This window comes from Methylotuvimicrobium alcaliphilum 20Z (assembly GCF_000968535.2).
GTDB classification, from domain to species: Bacteria; Pseudomonadota; Gammaproteobacteria; order Methylococcales; family Methylomonadaceae; genus Methylotuvimicrobium; species Methylotuvimicrobium alcaliphilum.
In genome coordinates this window covers 3,430,061-3,447,347 of sequence record NC_016112.1, presented here as the reverse complement: position 1 = coordinate 3,447,347, position 17,287 = coordinate 3,430,061, and the positions used below count along the sequence as shown (strand labels likewise).

The 17,287-nt window shown below is 48.2% G+C and carries 12 protein-coding genes; 8 read left to right on the top strand and 4 right to left on the bottom strand.

The annotated features are described in order from the left end of the window. Window position 1: 1 nt before the first annotated feature. The gene (locus MEALZ_RS14570) at window positions 2-1,591 is read right to left on the bottom strand and encodes a ShlB/FhaC/HecB family hemolysin secretion/activation protein (protein ID WP_014149419.1); all 1,590 of its coding nucleotides are present in this window, start codon (window positions 1,589-1,591) and stop codon (window positions 2-4) included. A gap of 124 nt (window positions 1,592-1,715) precedes the next feature. Next, window positions 1,716-3,221, bottom strand: coding sequence for a hypothetical protein (locus tag MEALZ_RS14565; protein WP_014149418.1), 1,506 nt, complete (start codon window positions 3,219-3,221; stop codon window positions 1,716-1,718). 479 nt (window positions 3,222-3,700) lie between these two features. Here MEALZ_RS14565 and MEALZ_RS14560 point away from each other — a divergent pair, with 479 nt between their 5' ends. The 6 genes from MEALZ_RS14560 (at window position 3,701) to MEALZ_RS14535 (ending at window position 12,144) form a co-directional block, all read left to right on the top strand. Further along, window positions 3,701-5,509 (top strand): DUF2341 domain-containing protein, encoded by a 1,809-nt coding sequence (locus tag MEALZ_RS14560; RefSeq protein WP_014149417.1) that lies wholly within the window; start codon window positions 3,701-3,703, stop codon window positions 5,507-5,509. Window positions 5,510-5,585: 76 nt separating this feature from the next. Next, window positions 5,586-5,990: an ExbD/TolR family protein gene (locus tag MEALZ_RS14555; protein ID WP_014149416.1), complete on the top strand. Its 405-nt coding sequence runs from the start codon at window positions 5,586-5,588 to the stop codon at window positions 5,988-5,990. A 7-nt stretch (window positions 5,991-5,997) separates the two neighbouring features. Next, window positions 5,998-6,648 carry an energy transducer TonB family protein gene (locus MEALZ_RS14550; protein ID WP_014149415.1) on the top strand — a complete coding sequence of 217 codons (651 nt, stop codon included), beginning with the start codon at window positions 5,998-6,000 and terminating at the stop codon, window positions 6,646-6,648. Between the two features lie 21 nt (window positions 6,649-6,669). Continuing rightward, window positions 6,670-8,421, top strand: coding sequence for a putative porin (locus MEALZ_RS14545; RefSeq protein ID WP_014149414.1), 1,752 nt, complete (start codon window positions 6,670-6,672; stop codon window positions 8,419-8,421). A gap of 97 nt (window positions 8,422-8,518) precedes the next feature. Next, complete coding sequence (locus MEALZ_RS14540; protein WP_048481343.1) at window positions 8,519-9,256, top strand: hypothetical protein; 738 nt, start codon at window positions 8,519-8,521, stop codon at window positions 9,254-9,256. Between the two features lie 482 nt (window positions 9,257-9,738). Beyond that, window positions 9,739-12,144, top strand: a complete 2,406-nt coding sequence (locus MEALZ_RS14535; RefSeq protein WP_014149412.1) for a tetratricopeptide repeat protein — start codon at window positions 9,739-9,741, stop codon at window positions 12,142-12,144. A gap of 167 nt (window positions 12,145-12,311) precedes the next feature. Here MEALZ_RS14535 and MEALZ_RS14530 read toward each other — a convergent pair whose 3' ends face one another. After that, entirely contained in the window at window positions 12,312-12,977 is a 666-nt protein-coding gene (locus MEALZ_RS14530) for a peroxiredoxin family protein (RefSeq protein WP_014149411.1), read from the bottom strand. Between the two features lie 619 nt (window positions 12,978-13,596). On the opposite strand from MEALZ_RS14530, the gene MEALZ_RS14520 reads away from it, so the two are divergent. Next, the gene (locus MEALZ_RS14520) at window positions 13,597-14,934 is read left to right on the top strand and encodes an MFS transporter (protein WP_014149409.1); all 1,338 of its coding nucleotides are present in this window, start codon (window positions 13,597-13,599) and stop codon (window positions 14,932-14,934) included. Window positions 14,935-15,360: 426 nt separating this feature from the next. Here the strand turns inward: MEALZ_RS14520 and MEALZ_RS14515 are convergent, their stop codons facing one another. Next, window positions 15,361-15,906, bottom strand: coding sequence for a Slp family lipoprotein (locus MEALZ_RS14515; RefSeq protein ID WP_014149408.1), 546 nt, complete (start codon window positions 15,904-15,906; stop codon window positions 15,361-15,363). An 857-nt stretch (window positions 15,907-16,763) separates the two neighbouring features. Between MEALZ_RS14515 and bamE the strand changes: the two genes are divergently transcribed. After that, window positions 16,764-17,105 (top strand): outer membrane protein assembly factor BamE domain-containing protein, encoded by a 342-nt coding sequence (gene bamE, locus MEALZ_RS14510; protein ID WP_014149407.1) that lies wholly within the window; start codon window positions 16,764-16,766, stop codon window positions 17,103-17,105. Window positions 17,106-17,287 lie beyond the last annotated feature (182 nt).

The window sequence follows — 17,287 nt, the reverse complement described above, 5'->3', positions numbered from 1 at the left end:
TTTAAAATTCGGCAGCGACTCTAAAATGCAGCCGGGGGTCACCGCTTTCGATCGTGCCTTGCGAAATAAACGGAAATGCCACGTCCAGATTGGCAACCAAATATTTCCACGCTTGAAACCGAAGGCCGACGCCGCCGCTGGCCAAATTAATTTTGTTATCGATACCGGGCAGTGCGCTTTTTATCCAACCTCGTCCGGCATCTAAAAAGACCAGGCCCCGAAAGGTATTGACGGCTTCCCAGTCGCTGTCAAAAGGGAGCAATCTCGGCGAATATAATTCGATCGAACCTTGCACGCCGTCATCTGACAGTACTTGAGTTTCAAAGTAGCCACGAACACTGTCATCGCCGCCGATCGAGTATTGTTCGTTACTGATAATAGGCGAATCGGCGATTTGACCGGATATGCGGCTGACAAAATCCATTCCCCAAGGCAGGTTGTACTTATAATCGATGCCGCCGTTGAGCATCAGGTAATTCGGTTTGGCCAGAAAGCGTTTGTCGGCAAACTCCTGCTCATCGTTACCGAGGCCGCGAATTGAAAAATTCACGCCTAAATTGAATGACAGCAGGGAGTTCTCATCGCTGACCGTACCGTTGTATTGAGCCATGAACGGTAAATAAGTGATCGGAGTTTTTAAGGTGTCGGCCCCGAGTAAATTGAGGTCTTCGGCAAAGGACTTGTAATCGACGCCAAGAGTAAAGCTGTGTGAATAATGATCTTTGCCGGTCAGCGGTAAAATAAATCGGGCGCCGTAAATATCGCCGGTGCCGATGACCGATAAGGCGCCGGCGCTGGCAATTTGCGAATCCGAGGACGAACTGACCGCATACAGAGCGAGTTTGGCATCGGTATCGAGCAAGGGCATGACATAAGTGCCGACGAAGACTTCGACTTCTTCCGGCTTTTCGGGCGAGGTCTGATACATGAATGAGGCGCTATGGAATTTTTGCCATAAATTATCGTAGCGTAACGATGCGATCGTCCTTAAGCGGCTAGTATTGGCGACATTTCTGCCGTTGACTTCGACTTTGCCGTGAATGGGCATGCTGTCTTTGACTTTTAAATCCACCTCGACTGTGCCGGGCGTTTCGCCGGCTCGTAATATCGGCACCACGCTTCGGTCTGACGATTCCTTACCTAGGTCAGCTAACTGCTGTTGCATGACTTGAATATTAGGCACTTTTCCTTCGGCTAATTCCGGAATTTTGGCTTTGATACGACCCAATGAGAAATAACGCGAATCGGTCACGCGTAAACGGGATACCTTGCCCTCGGTCACTTCCAAATACACCACGCCTCCGACGACGTCCTGCTCCGGAATGTCCACGGCGACTGTTTGGTATCCTTGACTGTGATAGATTTTTTCCAGTGAGGCGCGGGCTTGTTCCACGGTATCGATGCTCTTATCTTCGCCTAGAAAAGGGTAGACTCCCAGTTCGATGGTTTTACGGTCCAGCAACGTATTGCCTTTGACTCTAAGCTCCCATAGGTCGAAGTGATTTTCGTCTTCGGCAAGTGTTATTGAGCTTGTTAAGCACATAACCACGACAACTAACCAACGAATCGTCGAAAAAACCTTTTTAATCATAGAATTGTTAGCATGTTACAAACAGGACAGCCCCCGCAGGACGGAGGCTGTAAATAAAGGTGCATCCTTGCTCGGCCTATTGCAGACACGTATTCCAGAGGGGTGGTTAGGATTAGAGGATTACTTATAAAGGCTTGTCGGAATCGATTTTCAACAACACCGGGACATTACAGTTATCCAATAGACCGCCCGCGGCATGCGAATAACCTATGACCGGAGCGTTTTCATCGACAATGTGCGAGAAGGGGTGACCGTTACTGGCGACCGCCAAATAACCTGATTTTCCGAAAGTATAGCTGGATGTTTGATTGAGAACGCTGGCAACCGTTGTTGGGTTGGCGGCATCGACTACGATTTTTTCAATGATTGCCAACGTATCGCCGGATGGTGAACCTGCACCGGTTTTACGCCATTGGAAAGTCGGCTCCACCCAATCCATATAAGTGCCGTTGGCCGCATTTTTCAAAGTGGGCGCATAACCGTCGATTTTTATGAACTTATAGGCAAATGCGTTATTGGCATTTTTTTCCAAACTTTGTTGGCCGATTGCCCATGCGGTCACTGCTTGTCCATTGATGTTGCTGTTTAAACCGCTGGTATTGGTGCCTTTGCCGAAGTCATCCAAACATCTGTCCATATTGCCGGAACCGGAGTTTTCGAAAACGCGGGGACCCTCAAACGGATTATCATCGGAGATTTCCGGATCCGAAACCATCGGCTCCATCGCGCAGCGCGTACATGGATGGTGCAGGAATTTCGCATATTGTTGGGCGCCGGTACCGGAACCGTCGACCCTTTTGCAGTAATGCATCAGATCACTCTGTGGTGGAGTGACGCCGGGATATTGGGTCAGTGGATGATCAACGCCGTCTTTCGTGACGATGAATTCATCCCAGCTTTTGATTTGGCCCGTGATCAATGAAGCGACTTGCTGTTTACTCAAAGAGGGCATACATTCTTCGGTATATTCACCCTTGGAACAGGAGCCGGGCAGTTCTCCCCGGTCTATCTGAACGGTTTGCAACGCATCATATAAACCATTGGTTACCGGCACACCAAAAATCAATGCAGCTACCGCTCTGACTTCCAGTGCTTGGATGCTACGCTGTGTCATCGGTTTGAAACCCTTCGGCGTATTCCGGCCTCGGAACATAAAAGGGTCTACATCGGAAATACCGATATTGGGATGTCTTGGTGTCAAATCGCCCGGGTTGTTGATGGTGCATGTCCATTTTTTTCCGCCGGGAGCGTCTTGAGTACAGTTGTTGTTAAAGATATTCAATGAATCCAGTTGCGACTCTTCGGCTAACGGGTTGACGCCTTGTGCCGAACCGCCCGCCGAGCGTTTGATGAACAGGACTTTTTTTGGCGCCGACAGTCCAGGGACATTAGCCGGGGTCAAGGTGCAAAAGAAGGCTCGGTAACCGGCACCATTATTGGGATCGGTGTAATAATCGGTGTCTTCGCAAATATTGTTGAACATACTAGTCATGGCATTGTCCATTGCGGTAGCGCCGGACATGAACAGCTCCAGGTCGGGCGTGTCGCTAGGCGTCCAGGCCTGTGCCGCGCCGGAAAACCCGGTTAAAGAAAGAGCCGCTAAAGCAGCCGTTAAAGCATGTTTTTTCATGATTAAATTCTCTTAAGAGTTAATGGAAATGGTTGCAAATGTAAAAATTCACACGGGCCTTTGGATATTTAAAAAGCTCTCTAAAAGACACTTTCAAACAAGTTCTTAAAAGAGCAGCGGTGAGCTAATAATTTGCTTTGACTAAATGTCTTTACGGAACAGCCCGTATTAAGCCACTCGACTTAGGAGAATTTTTTCACAACAATGAGTCTATAGTTTTACAGTTGTGTTAAAAATTGATGAAATGTATTACGTTTGCGATGATTTTTCGTACCTGTCGTTGCTTTGAATCATCTTTAATTCTTTTTATTCGAGCTTGATAACTGTGTTTCGAGTTGCCTGTCACAATTTTTTTATACCTTATTATTAAGATCGACGCATTTTTTCCGAAATTAGATCGTCATACTGCTTAATCCGTCATAATCGTGTCATAAATCTCTGAAATAATTTTGCTTTAAGTTAAGCAATAGAGAGCACCAATGAAACGATTTGGATTTTTGTTATTTTTTTTGATGCTGATGCCGCAAATGGCCTGCGCATGGTGGAACGCCGATTGGAGTTACAAGAAAAAAATAGATCTGGATCTCAAGCAGGCGGGAGTTAGCGTTCCGGAAGATGCCGTGGCATTGATTCGTTTACACACCGGCAATTTCGCCTATTTTATGGATATAGCGGATTTGGGTAAGGATATTCGCTTTATGGCGGGAGACGACAAAACGCCGCTGAAGTTTTATATCGAAAAACTGGACTCAATCAATGAAATGGCATTGATTTGGGTCAAATTGCCGAAGGATATTGCAAAGGCACCGGAACCTACCCTGTATATGTATTACAGTAATCCTCTGGCGCCTGACGGGCAGGATGCGGCCGGTGTTTTTCCTGTCGATCAAGTCTTGAGCCTGCCTTTTACTAAGGATGGCGTTGCCGACATGACCGCTTATGCGAATAATCCGTCCGAAGCGACTGCCTCGGCAGGAGAAGGCGGCTTGATTGGGCATTCGGGAGTTTTTGAAGGGGAGCAAATCGTTCGGATACCGGCTTCCGCGTCTTTACTGACGGCTCCCGATCCCGGTTGGACTTTGTCTACATGGTTGAAAATCGATCAACCGAATGAAGATGGTGTGGTCTTTCAAAGAACCGGCGCGACAGGAAGCCTGGCTTTATCTGTTAGAGAACAAATGGCGAATTTAGAACTTGTCGATGCTTCCGGTGGGGTGCAAACTTTTCCGGTTTCTATACCCTTAACTCCGGGCAGTTGGCATCATTTTGCCGCAATCATAACTGCCGATAAGGTAGTGATTTATTTGGACGGAGCCGAGGCCGAATCATTTCCGGTCATGATTCCTGATTTGGACGGCGATATTACCATTGGCGCCGATGCCTATGGCGCGCGCGGATTGGTCGGCGCGATCGATCAATTAAGTGTTTACAAGTCTCCGCGTTCGGCAGAAGCGATCAAATTCGATGCATTGATGCAAGGGCAGGCTTCGCCGTTATTGGTGTACGGCGAAGATTTATCGCCGGAATCGGAAGGCGGCGGTGGGTCGCATGTGATGTCGACGATGCAGCATGTATCGCTCGATGGGTGGATCATCATCGGAATATTGGCGGTGATGTTGGTTATCAGTTTTTTGGTGATGGCCGCGAAGGCGTTGGTCTTGATCAAAAATCATAAAGAAAACAGAAACTTCGAAGACGAGTTCATGAAGTTGAAAACCGCCGAGATCGAAGCATTGAATCACGAAGATACCGAAGATGACGAAGCGGTCAATGCCTCGCCATTGTTGGCTTCGTTGACCGGTGGGCATGATCGTTTTACAGGGTCTTCCGTTTACCGGTTGTATCATGTTGGGATCGAAGAACTGCACAATCGCCTTGCCAAGAGTGTCGGCGCCGATGTTGCCGAGGCGTTTGTCACCGATAAAGGCATGGATTCGATTCGAGCAGCGATGGAATCTTGTTTGATTCGAGAAACGCAAAAACTCAATAGTCTGATGGTGTTACTGACAATTTCTATTTCCGGAGGTCCGTTTTTAGGTCTGCTCGGTACCGTAATCGGGGTTATGGCGACCTTCGGCGAAATCGCCGCAAGCGGCGAGGTTAACGTCAATGCGATCGCACCCGGTATTGCAGCGGCATTGGCTACAACCGTTGCGGGTCTGGTTGTCGCGATTCCGTGTTTGTTCGGTTATAACTATTTAAATAGCCGTATCAAATTAATTACCGCCGATATGTATATTTTTGTCGACGAGTTTACGGCCAAACTCTCCGAGCGTTACTCCGATTAATCAGCGGACCTCTTGAATTGCCAGGCGGCGAGTATCTTTAGTCTCGCTCCGACCAAATCCGAACGAGTTATTTATTATGCGTTACAAAGAAGAACTGGAAAGTTACGACGATATCAATGTCACGTCCATGTTGGATTTGGCCTATGTGTTATTGATCGTTTTTATCATCATGACCACGGCCGCCGTGCAAGGAATTACCGTCAATTTACCGAAAGCCAGCGATACGCCGAGTTTGGCCAAGCCGAAAACCAAGGCAATCACGATCACGGCCGACGGTACGATTTTTCTCGATACCTATCCGGTAACCTTGGAGCAGTTGGAATCATTACTACAACAGTACCGTGCGGCTGATCCGGAATTGCCGGTGATCATCAAAGGCGATGCGACCGTGCAATATCAGAATGTTGTTGATGTATTGGCTTTAATGGGCCGCATCGATATTACGCAGATCGGTCTGGTGACGCAGAACCTAGTCAAATAACGCGGTTATGAGTAAACACAAAAGCTGGAAGGTGCATCTGCCGAAGATCATCGGCGGCGTGATTGGTTCGATTTTGGTGGCTCTGATAATTTACGGCATTAGCAATTTCAAGCAAGACAGCGACGAGCGTCCGCAAAAAAAAATCCAGCCGATTACCTTGTTGAAGCCGCCGCCTCCTCCGCCCCCACCGAAAATTGAGAAGCCGCCCGAGCCGGAAAAGATCGAGGAAAAGATCCCGGAGCCTGATCCGGAGCCTGAAAATCTCCCGGATATCGACGATGCGCCGCCTGCCGATAGTTTGGGACTTGATGCTGACGGCAGCGCCGGTTCCGACGGCTTTGGCTTGGCTGCACGGAAAGGCGGGCGTGGATTGTTGAGCGGCAATCCCAACGCTTGGTACGGCAATATTATCAGGAATCAAATGCAAGTGGTGATTTCCGAGGTCGACGATTTACGTAGAACGCGTTACACGGCGACGGTTCGTATCTGGGTCGATAAGCAAGGTAATGTGACTCGATTTGAATTGGTCCGGGGCAGTGACGATGCTCGGATCGACGAAAAGTTGCAAATGACGCTCGCCAAGTTGAAACGAATCAATAAACCCCCGCCGGCCGGGATGAAACAGCCGATCAAATTTCGAATTACGAACCGCATTTAACTTCAGTTAATGGGAAAGACAATGTTACAGAAAAAGGCTGTCACGGCCTTAGTGTTGTTGAGCGTTTTAGGGCCGGTGCAGGCCGGTGAAAAAGAGGAATTGCTGAAACTGCGCAGCACGACCGAAAGCCTAATCAAGCAATTGGTCAAACAAGGCGTTTTGACCGAAGAAACCGCCGAAACGATGTTCAAGGAAGCCGAAGCCGAAGCCGGTAAGATCGCATCGCAAGCAAGGACCGCCGCGGCGCTAAGCAATGCGGCATCGGTTGGAGAACTCGCCGACGACGAAGTCCGGGTTTCCTATATTCCCGATTTTATCAAGGATCAAATTCGCGATGAGATCCGCGCGGAATTGCGCGAAGATGTTACCGGTGACGTAATCAGTAAGGCCAAGGAAGAAGGTTGGGGTTTGGCCGATGCCTTGCCGGAATGGACTCGAAAATTTAAGTTGTCGGGGGATTTGCGTTTGCGGTATGAGCCGGTTTTTTATGCCGATGAAAATGCCAGCGGCTTGAGTATTTTCCCTTTTTATCCGAATGGACAAGCAATCAATCAACTGGGCGGCGCCAGAAATGCGGGGTTGGACCTTATCGAAAATACTACGACGAACAATCAGCGCTTTCGGCAACGCTTTCGGTTGGGCATCGATGCCGATATCGCGGAAGGTTTAGAAGCCGGAATCCGTCTATCGACCGGTAATTTCAGAGATCCCGTTTCAACCAATCAAACCATGGGGCAAACAGGCGATCGTTATGACTTCAACATCGACCGGGCCTATCTTCAATACGACGATGTCGACAGTTTCGGTTTTAATTGGCTTTCTCTGATGGGCGGACGTATCAAAAATCCGTTTTTCGTTGGAGGGGGGGAGTTCACCAGTGGCTCCGAGTTGGTTTGGGATACCGATTTGTCATTCGAAGGTTTTGCGGCGACTTATCGATACAACTTAGGATTGTCTAATGGTTTAGGTGACGGCGCACGAGTACTCTACGCGACAGGTGGGGCTTTTCCGCTGCAGGAAGCTCCATTCAGTCATAACGATAAATGGCTGTTCGGCGGACAGGTTGGTTTGGACTGGGGATTTAAAAATAAAGACAATCTGAGAATGGCTTTGGCTTATTATGATTTTAAAAATATCACAGCCAGGCCGAATACATCAACCGCATCCGGTACCTGCGATGTCAATTCTCGTGAAAATACCGCTTCGATGCCGGAATTCATGCAAGGCGGTAATACGCTGGCAACAATCTGCCGTGACGGTGCATTTAATGATCCTTTACCCAGCGAATTTCCCGGTATGGTTGGTTTAGCGTCTGAGTTTAAAATCGTCAATTTTACCGCACGCTATGATATGGCCTTATTTGATCCGATTCACTTAACGTTATCCGGTGATTATGCAAAGAATATCGGCTTCGACAGCGAAAAAGTGGCAGCCGCGAGAGCATTAGGCGGCGCTTTGGGCAGCGGGGCAGTGGACGAACAAACTACGGCTTGGCAATTACGTGCCGACTTGGGTTGGTTGAGAGTCGATAAAAAAGGCAATTGGAGTACTTTTGTCGCCTATAAACGAGTCGAACGCGATGCGGTAGTCGATGCCTTTTCGGACTCGGACTTTCACCTCGGCGGCACGAATGCTAAAGGCTGGATTCTCGGGGCTAACTATGCGCTGCTCAACAATGTTTGGTTAACTAGCCGATGGCTAACCGCAGAAGCGATAACCGGGCCGCCTTATGGTATCGACGTTTTCCAAATCGATATCAATACCAAGTTTTAAGGTTGTGGTGAGCCGTGAAATCTATAGAAGAGGCGAGCCAATGTTTGTCCTGTCCGGACGGCCAATTGTGATCAATTTCCGAATATCATCAAATCTTATGATCAAGATCATTTCAAATTTTTTGGCCGTTTTGTTTGTTTCCTCATTGTTATCGAATGCCGTTTATGCTCAGGCAGCCAGGCGAGACGACGGCGGCAGCGCGCGTGTCATCAACAAGCTGCAGGCGATGGTCCGCGAAATGACCGCCGAGCGCGATGCCTTGAAAGCAGAAAACGATAAGCTGGCCGCCGAGATCGAAACGCTGAAAGAGCAGCATGAAGCGGCGGTTTCTCGTGAAGAAAAACTGGGCGGCGAGCTGGACACGCAAAAAAGTACCATTGAAGCGGTTCGCGGCCGGCTCGATCAAACTCATGGGAAATTGGTCGAAGTTGTCGAAAAATATAAGGTATTGAATCAGTCCAAAAACCAATTGAGCCTGGAGCATGTCGAGCTGCAAAAACTCCAAGAATTTACCGTTTCGGAACTTGATTCCTGCGAGAATAAAAATATCAAGATGTATCAAGCAACTCGAGACATGCTCAAAGATTATGGCAGGCAAAGTCTTTGGGCTCGATTGGTGCAGGCCGAGCCGGTTTTCCAATTCAAAAGCGTTGAGCTCGAAAACATCATTCAGGAATACGAAGACAAGTTGGTCGAGCAAAAATACAGACGCAAGACCGAGCTTGAAGAAGTTTACGAAGAGGCAGAAATCGTGGAAGAAGCTGAGATTTCCGAACCGGAATCTGAAGAAGCTCATGAATCTGGCGAAATGGAAAGTCAAAAGGATGGCGGGTAGAAGAGGGAATAGCTGACGGTTGCGATATCAAAACGTTACGGACGGGATGCAAAACTCATCCTGCCTGGGCATCTGAGGTCTCAGATGCGGGAGCGATCTCCAGATCGCGATATCGAAGCCGCTAAAGGTGGGGCTCCATATAATTCATCGAAGTCTCTTTGGCTTAGGCAGCAAGCATTTTGTATATCGGATACTTTTAGTCAAAGCGTTGTTTCTGCCGGGAACCTATTGAATTGGTACGCGATGCGTACCCTACGGTTTCTTCGTTCCCACGGCTCTCCGTGGGAACCCGAAGTTCAATCGGTCAGACGGGCAGGTCTCCGGAAGCTAGAGCTTCCGGTCTCTACCTTCCCAAGCTAGAGCTTGGGAAGGAGCGAAAACTTATACCTATTGCCTCGCCGGCTCGCTATGCGGGTAGCACTTTAGTCGGCTAATACAGCACGGTGCCTTTATCTCCAGACCAAGCAAACAATCATTCATTCATGAAGTCTTTTATACGAAAGTACCGTCCCATTCTTTTCATCATCCTTTCTTCCGCAGCCTTGACTGCCTGCGACGACACCGAACGTAAAATGAACGAATATCTCGAACAAGGTAAGCAATTATTTAAAGCAGGTGATTATGAGCAAGCCCTTGCCGCTTTCGAACAGGCGCTCGAACTCAAGCCGGATCAAGTTGAAGCCTTGTTCGAATCGGCCGAGACTTCGGTAAAGTTGGGCAATGTACAACAAGCCGCAGACCTTTACCGGCAGGTCGTCAATGCCGATCCGAAACATTTGAAGGCACGCGTCAAACTCGGACAAATCTATCTGTTGGCCGGTCAAGTCCAAGAGGCTGAGACATTGATGAAACAGGCGTTGGCTATCGATGCCGAGAGTCCCGATGCTTTGGTTTTGCAGGCTGGGATTTTGGCCGCGCAAAATAGTAGCGATGCCGCGATCGTCAAGGCGGAAGCCGCACTCGCGAAAAGACCGGGTGATGTTCCTGCTGTATTGCTGCTTGCATCGCTCAAGGCCAAATCGGGCAAACTGGATCAAGCGATCGAGTTTGTCCGCGGTTATGCAGATCAAAATCCCGACGATACTTCGTTACGTTTGATGCTGGTCAATCTATACGTCAAGACTCAAGCTTTCGACAAGGCCGAAAAAACTCTCGAAAACATCATTAAAATCGAACCGAAACCCTTGTTGCACCGTAAACGTTTGGCTTTGTTTTTGATCGAACACAATCAACTTGACAAGGCTGAAAGCGTATTGCGCGATGCCGTTATTGAATTAGCCGATAATCGGCAGGCGATTGTCAATTTGCTCGATTTCCTGACCGAAAAGCGGGGACCTGAAATCGCCGAAGCCGAATTGATTCCGCTGTTGGAAGAATATCCCGACGACTTTGTGCTGAAATTCGGCTTGGTTAATTTGTATCTAGCACAAAATCTGACCGATAAAGCAGAGCAAGCGTTATTGGAGATCGTCGAGGCCGACCCTTCCGGCGTTCAGGGTATCAATGCCGAAAATCGCTTGGCAAGGCTCTACGCTAATACCGGTCGGAACGGGCGAGCTGCCGAATTACTCGAATCCGTGTTGCAAAAGCAGCCCAAACAAAGCGATGCCTTGATTTTGCGAGGCGAGGTGGCGCTCGCCGAAAGCCGCTTGACCGAAGCGGTCAAAGACTTTCGTGAAGTGTTGGCGGATCGCCAGAACGATGTCGCCGTATTGAAATTGTTGAGCACCGCCCATCGCTTGAATCAAGAAGCGGTGCCTGCGCTGGAAAATCTTGAAAAAATCGTGCAATTGCAGCCGACCGACGAGAATGCGAGACTCGAACTAGCTGAATTGTTGCTGACTACCGGTAATCCCGGCAAAGCCGTCCAGCAAATCGGCGCGCTGTTGCAAGCCGATCCTAATCATAAAAAAGGATTGGAAGCTTTGTTCAAAATTTATTTGTCACAACGGCAATGGGAACAGGCCCGCCGAGTCTCGGATGCTGTGCAGCAAGCCTTTCCCGATGAAGCGACGGGGTATTATTTGGCCGGTTTGGCATACCAAGCCGAAGGTAATTCCGAAAAGGCGGTCGAGCGATTTGCCGATGCGTTGGTCAAACAACCCGGTGCGATCGAACCGTTGACGCAATTGGTCAATACCCAGCTCCAATTAAAAAAACCGGACCGTGCTTTGGCCAAGCTTCAAGAAGCCGTGAAGCGGCAACCCGAGCATTTTGTCGCTTACAACCTAATGGGCGGCGTGTTGGCCGCGGCGGGCAAAGCGAACGATGCGGTCGCCGCATTCAACAAGTCGATCGATATCAAGCCCGAGTGGGAAAATCCGTACCGCAATTTGGCCGGTATTTATCTCAATCAAAACCATAAAACCAAAGCGGTCGAAGTTTTGATAAAAGGCATCGAAAAAACGGCATCGACGACGTTGACCGGTGATTTAGTTGCGATTTATCACCGCGACGGCGCTCATGATAAAGCGCTCGCCTTATTGGAGGAAAATTACCGTATGCAACCGGCTTCGGCGGTGGCTTTGAATAATTGGGTCCGTTATATGACCGAACTGGGCGATGATAGCGCAACATTGGAACGTGCCGCCAAATTGGTCGCACCGCTGGCGAAAACGGGGCATCCCGATATGTTGTTTACGGTCGCCGTGCTGGCCTATAAGCAAGGTAGTTACGAAAGGGCGAAAGAATTGTTGTTGAAAGTGACCGCGCTCGCGCCCGAATCGGCGATCGCTCAATACCGGTTGGGTATGGTGTATTTCAAACAAGGCGATCACAAACGGGCGAGAGAGTATCTCGAGCGGGCCGTCGGCAAAGATGAAAAATTCATCGGTATCGAAGAAGCCCAAGAGACCTTGAAGATGGTTGAATCTTTTTTGGTTGAATAGTTTATTTAAGCCTGGGCGGCTTCGATATCTTTTCTTTATAACTGTCCCTCCGGGCTTCGTCGCGATGATCGGATCGGGTTGGTTTGGTTGCGAACTGGTCCGATAAGAGCTTCTGATGCGTCGATAATTCTTTGCCAACCGAATGGCAAAAAACATCATTACTGTATTTATGCTTCAAGTAGTTTTTGAATTCTAAATTCCAGTTCGGGATCATGTCCGAACAAGCATTCGGCCAACCTGCCTTCTTTGTCGATCAGGATGCTGGACGGCGTGCCTTGCAGATCGAAAAGCTCGAAGGTTTCGGCACGGTATTTAAGGCCTTCAAGGTAAAAGGCTACATTTTGCCGGATTTGCTCGCGTTGAAGATCGCTTTGTTGCTCGAAATCGGGAATACGCGAATTTATGAACTCGGTAATTTCTTCGTCGCTGAAGTTTGCCCGGCGTTCGATCAAGCGGTCCATGGCCAATGGAAATGGGACCCGATAGGACAGCTTGCCGTCATCCAACAAATCATGTTCGGCTAAGACGCGATAGGAATGCCCGATGACCTGTTGTTGATTAACCAAAAGCTTTAAGTTGTCCAGCGTGTTTTTATCGAAATCTTCGAAAGCCGTTGATATGCCGATGACCGTCAGGCCCTTATCGGAATATTTTCGATGCATTTCTATTGCCTGGGGCAAGCCATAGAGGAAACAGCCGGGACAATTGAGTTGAAAGACTTCGATCAGTACGACTCGCCCGTTTTGCTGTGTTAAATCAATGGGGTTTCCCTGTACCCAATCGGATACGGGCAAAAGTGGAACGGTTTGGCCTATTCGTATTTTATTCATCATTATTTACCCGAATATGTTGTTACGGTTTCGGACTCGCAAAGTAAGATTTTTGGAGTGAGTGTTTTGTTTCGACCATCGTTGTCGAAAAAGGTTTTGTTGACCAGCTTCTCGAAACCGGCATGCAAGAGGTAACTTTTCAGTCCTCCGGCAATTATCGTTCCCACGCTCTGCGTCACTGCCATTAAGTTAAGCCGTTCGTGGTGAGCCTGTCGAACCATGGACGGCTTAACTTATCGACCCAGGATTTTTCCATTCACCCTTCGACAGGCTCAGGGCGAACGGAAAAATCCTTAACTTAATGGCAGTGACGCTCTGCGTGGGAATGCCTGAGTACCGCTCCAGCGGTACGAGACGCTAGAGCGTCTCGGTCTTCGTTCCCATGCCGGAGCGTGGGAACGATAGGGGGGATGTGAATAATTACTGCAAGAGCATTCAGGGTTTCTCTAGCCGGAGAGACCGTGAAAGTATTCACCAATACTTTTACCGTCTACGGAGTTTGAGATATAGCGAAGGTGTTTAATACTTACAAATCATTTTATTTTCCGAGTCTATAATGTTGGATTTACGGGAATCATTCAGAATTTCTCAAAGTCAGTCAATTCAAGTTAGGAATAAGGCAATGAATTTACGTGTTAGAGCGTCGAATAAAGAAATATTCGGTTGGGCGATGTTCGATTTTGCAAATCAGGCTTATACCTTGCTCATTGTAACGGTCGTCTTCGGCGATTTATTTACGCGAGTGATCGTCGGCGATTCGCCCGATTACCGGCTCGGCAATCTGCTTTGGAGCGTATCTTTGGCGATCGGTTATTTGGGCGTCGTGATTTTTTCGCCCATAGCAGGTGCGGTTATGGATTACACAGCCAATAAGAAACGTTTTTTATTCGGCAGTTATCTATTGACTGTGTTCAGTACGGCAGCGCTTTATTTTGTCGAGCCGGGGTTGGCGTGGTTGGGCGTATTATTGTTGATTATTTCTAATTTCGCATATTCAATCGGCGAAGCTTTTATTGCGGCATTTTTACCCGATCTCGGTCCGCCGGACGATTTGGGTAAAATTTCCGGTTTCGGTTGGGCGCTAGGTTATGTCGGCGGGATGGTTTCGGCGATTTTTGTATTGCTCGTGCTGGGTGAAGTTAGCGCCGAAAATTTTGAAAGTATTCGTTGGGTGGGCCCTTGGGCGGCGGCATTTTTCTTAGTCGCGGCGATTCCGACTTTTTTATGGGTCAAGGAGCGTGGCGTGCCTTGTCCGTTGCCGCCCGGAACGGGATATTTTCGTATCGGTATCGGCCGTGTGCGAAATACGGTTGAGCATATCAAGGATCACCGCGATCTAGCGGTAATGTTGGTGTCGATTTTTTTCGCGATGAGCGGTATATATATCATCATTACGTATGCATTCATCTATGGTGCGCAAATTATCGGTTGGGACGAAGAGGTCAGAACTTGGATGTTTATTATTGTGCAGATTACAGCAGCGTTAGGGGCGGTGGCTTTCGGTTTCATACAAGATAAGTTGGGTGCGTTGTTTACTTATCGGCTGACTTTGATATTGTGGATATCGGCCATCGCAATGATTTATCTGACGCCTGTGTTTGCTGAAATGATGCAGTCTCAGTTTAATGTCGCTTGGCAAGCGCAATATGTTTTTTTATTCGTCGGAAGTGTCGCGGGGTTGAGTCTGGGGTCTTGCCAGTCGTCGACTCGAACTCTGATCGGTTTGTTCTCGCCGTTGTCGCGTTCCGCCGAGTATTTCGGCTTTTGGGGTTTATCGATGAAGTTGGCCGGCATGTTCGGCTTAATGGCAATCGGTTTGTTGCAGATTTTGGTCGGGCTGAAAAGCGCGATCTTATTCTGCATCATACTATTTGGCGCGGCTTTGTATTTCAGTCGACAAGTAAGCGAGGCAAACGGGCGCGCGGCCGCCGAGAAAGCGGACAGGGAGTGTGTTTTATAATCCTAACGTTCATGAAAGCCAGGCAATCGCCCCAGTAAATGAAAGTCCGAGGGCGTGGGAGGGTGCGGTTACTCGCCCGACAGGACGCCGTGAACCCAGCACCTAAATTATCCAAGATAGTTAACCATAGCCAATGGACTATGGAATTTAGGTGCTGGGTGAATACGTCCATGTAGGCTCGACGGCGGAATCTGATTGCCAGGGATGGCATGAATGCAGATTTTGCAGGAGCAAAAATCTGCCCTGCCGCCGACGCCTGTCGATCGAGCAACCGCACCCTCTTCGGAGTTGGCATTGTGTTACATATCGAAAAATTAGATAAAGAGTCTCAATCTACGAACTTTCACAGTAAATTCGGCAGTTTAACCATGAAGCACATGGTAAATTTATTTCCCGGTGCATTAAGCGTTTATGCCGAAATTGGGATTAATACCACGGATAAAAAAAACGAGGATGGTAGCGGTAGTATCCATAAGGATAAAAGCCCCAGGGGTAAGGTCCGTAACCGAAGCCTGCTCCGAAATCGGTACGGCAATCTCTTTGCGTGCGTTCGGGCCAACGATGAACCGTTTGGATTTCAACGACAGGCACATTCAGTGATTTGTTACCGATTTTAAGCGTGTCGCTGCCTTTCAGAGTGCCGGCGGCGGTGATTTGGGTGTTTTTACGGTAAACGGCAGGATCGTAAAATTCGGGAGTTTCCAGGATGAATCGGCCTGCGGTTTCTTTGTCGGTTTGCGGTCTTCCGAATCTGTCTAACGGGTAATGAAGAATCTGTAGCCGGCTAAGGTTCTCCTCATTATCGACTTGGATGATCGTACCGCCCCAGCGTACTCGGTAATTTTTATAGGTGTCTATACGATCGATGGTTTCGGCATATTGAATGTCCGGCACCGGTGCGTTTTGTATTGCCACGGGCAGGCTGGAGCATCCCGGTAAGATGAATGCGCAAAAGAGGGTAAACCATTTCATAGCCTGGGCTCACGGTGTTTATTGATATTTGTCGGTTTCTCACTTAACGCGGGACAGTTTAAGGCTAATCCGTTCGTGGTGAGCTTGTCGAACCATGGGCGGATTAACCATCCACTCTTCGACAGGGCTCTCCTGAGCGCAGCCGAAGGGCTCAGGGCGAACGGTTAATCCTTAGGATTTCGTGAAAAATAACTTCCTTGTGCTATGAGTTTTGTAGCAGGTTCGGTAACTCGCTTGACAGGGCGCCGTGAATACGTCCGTGTAGGCTTGACGGCGGCTTTCCCTGCCGCCGACACCTGCCAATCGAGTTACCGAACCTGCTTACCTTGTATTAAAAATAGGGAAGGTATTTATGACCAAATCCTTAGTGCTTTTGTCCCGCCTTAAGTGCATAGGTATCTACACAAGTTTTCAGCTTTATAAAACAATTAGTTAAGTTGATTTTTCTGTGATCTAGGATAAAAAGTAGACTAAAAACTTCAATTTTTAGTCCCTATCTTCATTATAAACCAGAAGAAACTTTATAACAGCATGATTTTAAATGATAAAGATGTGTAGATACTTATGCCTTAAGTGGGAAGTGTATTTGTCTCAGACCTTTTTTTTAACGCCTAATTCATTTTAGACGATTTCTCTCGATATTTCGGCGAGTGTGTGATCACGGCTTATGAGCGGACGCCGTTTCAAGGTGTTTGGTCGCGGTTTTTAAGGGCTTAAGTAAATAAGATTCATAAAATCCTTGTAAACAGTTAATATAGCTCAATATTCAAATACGACTCTCGCGTTGGAAGCGTGTCGAATGATGGCTTTTCCATGCTGTTTTTATCAAATTGTTTAATCGACTAGGATCAATTGCTATGAATATTGTTGGTTTATCTTCTTTACGGGCTTTGAATTTAAGCCTCATGTTGTTTGCCGGTTCGATAGGTGTCGCGGGGCTTTCCGGTTGTATGACAGCTGGTAAGGATTTTGCCGCATCGCGAGTGATGGATCTAAAAATCGGCGAAACGACACAACAACAGGTGAGGGAAATGTTCGGTCAGCCATGGCGGATGGGGAGGGAAGACGGTCGTCACACCTGGACGTACGGAAAATATAAGTATTCTTTATTCGCACCGGTCGAAACAGAGGATTTGGTCATTCGCTTCGACAATAACGGCATTGTTCGTTCGTATACCTTCAATACCAGTAAAAAATAAGGAATATGTACAAAAAACTTCTACATGCATTACGCATTGTGGCGGTTCGGTGACTCGCTTGACAGGACTCCGTGAATACGTCCATGTAAGCTTGACGGCGGCTATTCCGGCCGCCGACACCTGTCAATCGAGCCACCGAACCCCTTCCAGCAGTTATCGAAGTTATTTCATGCTCGTTCCTA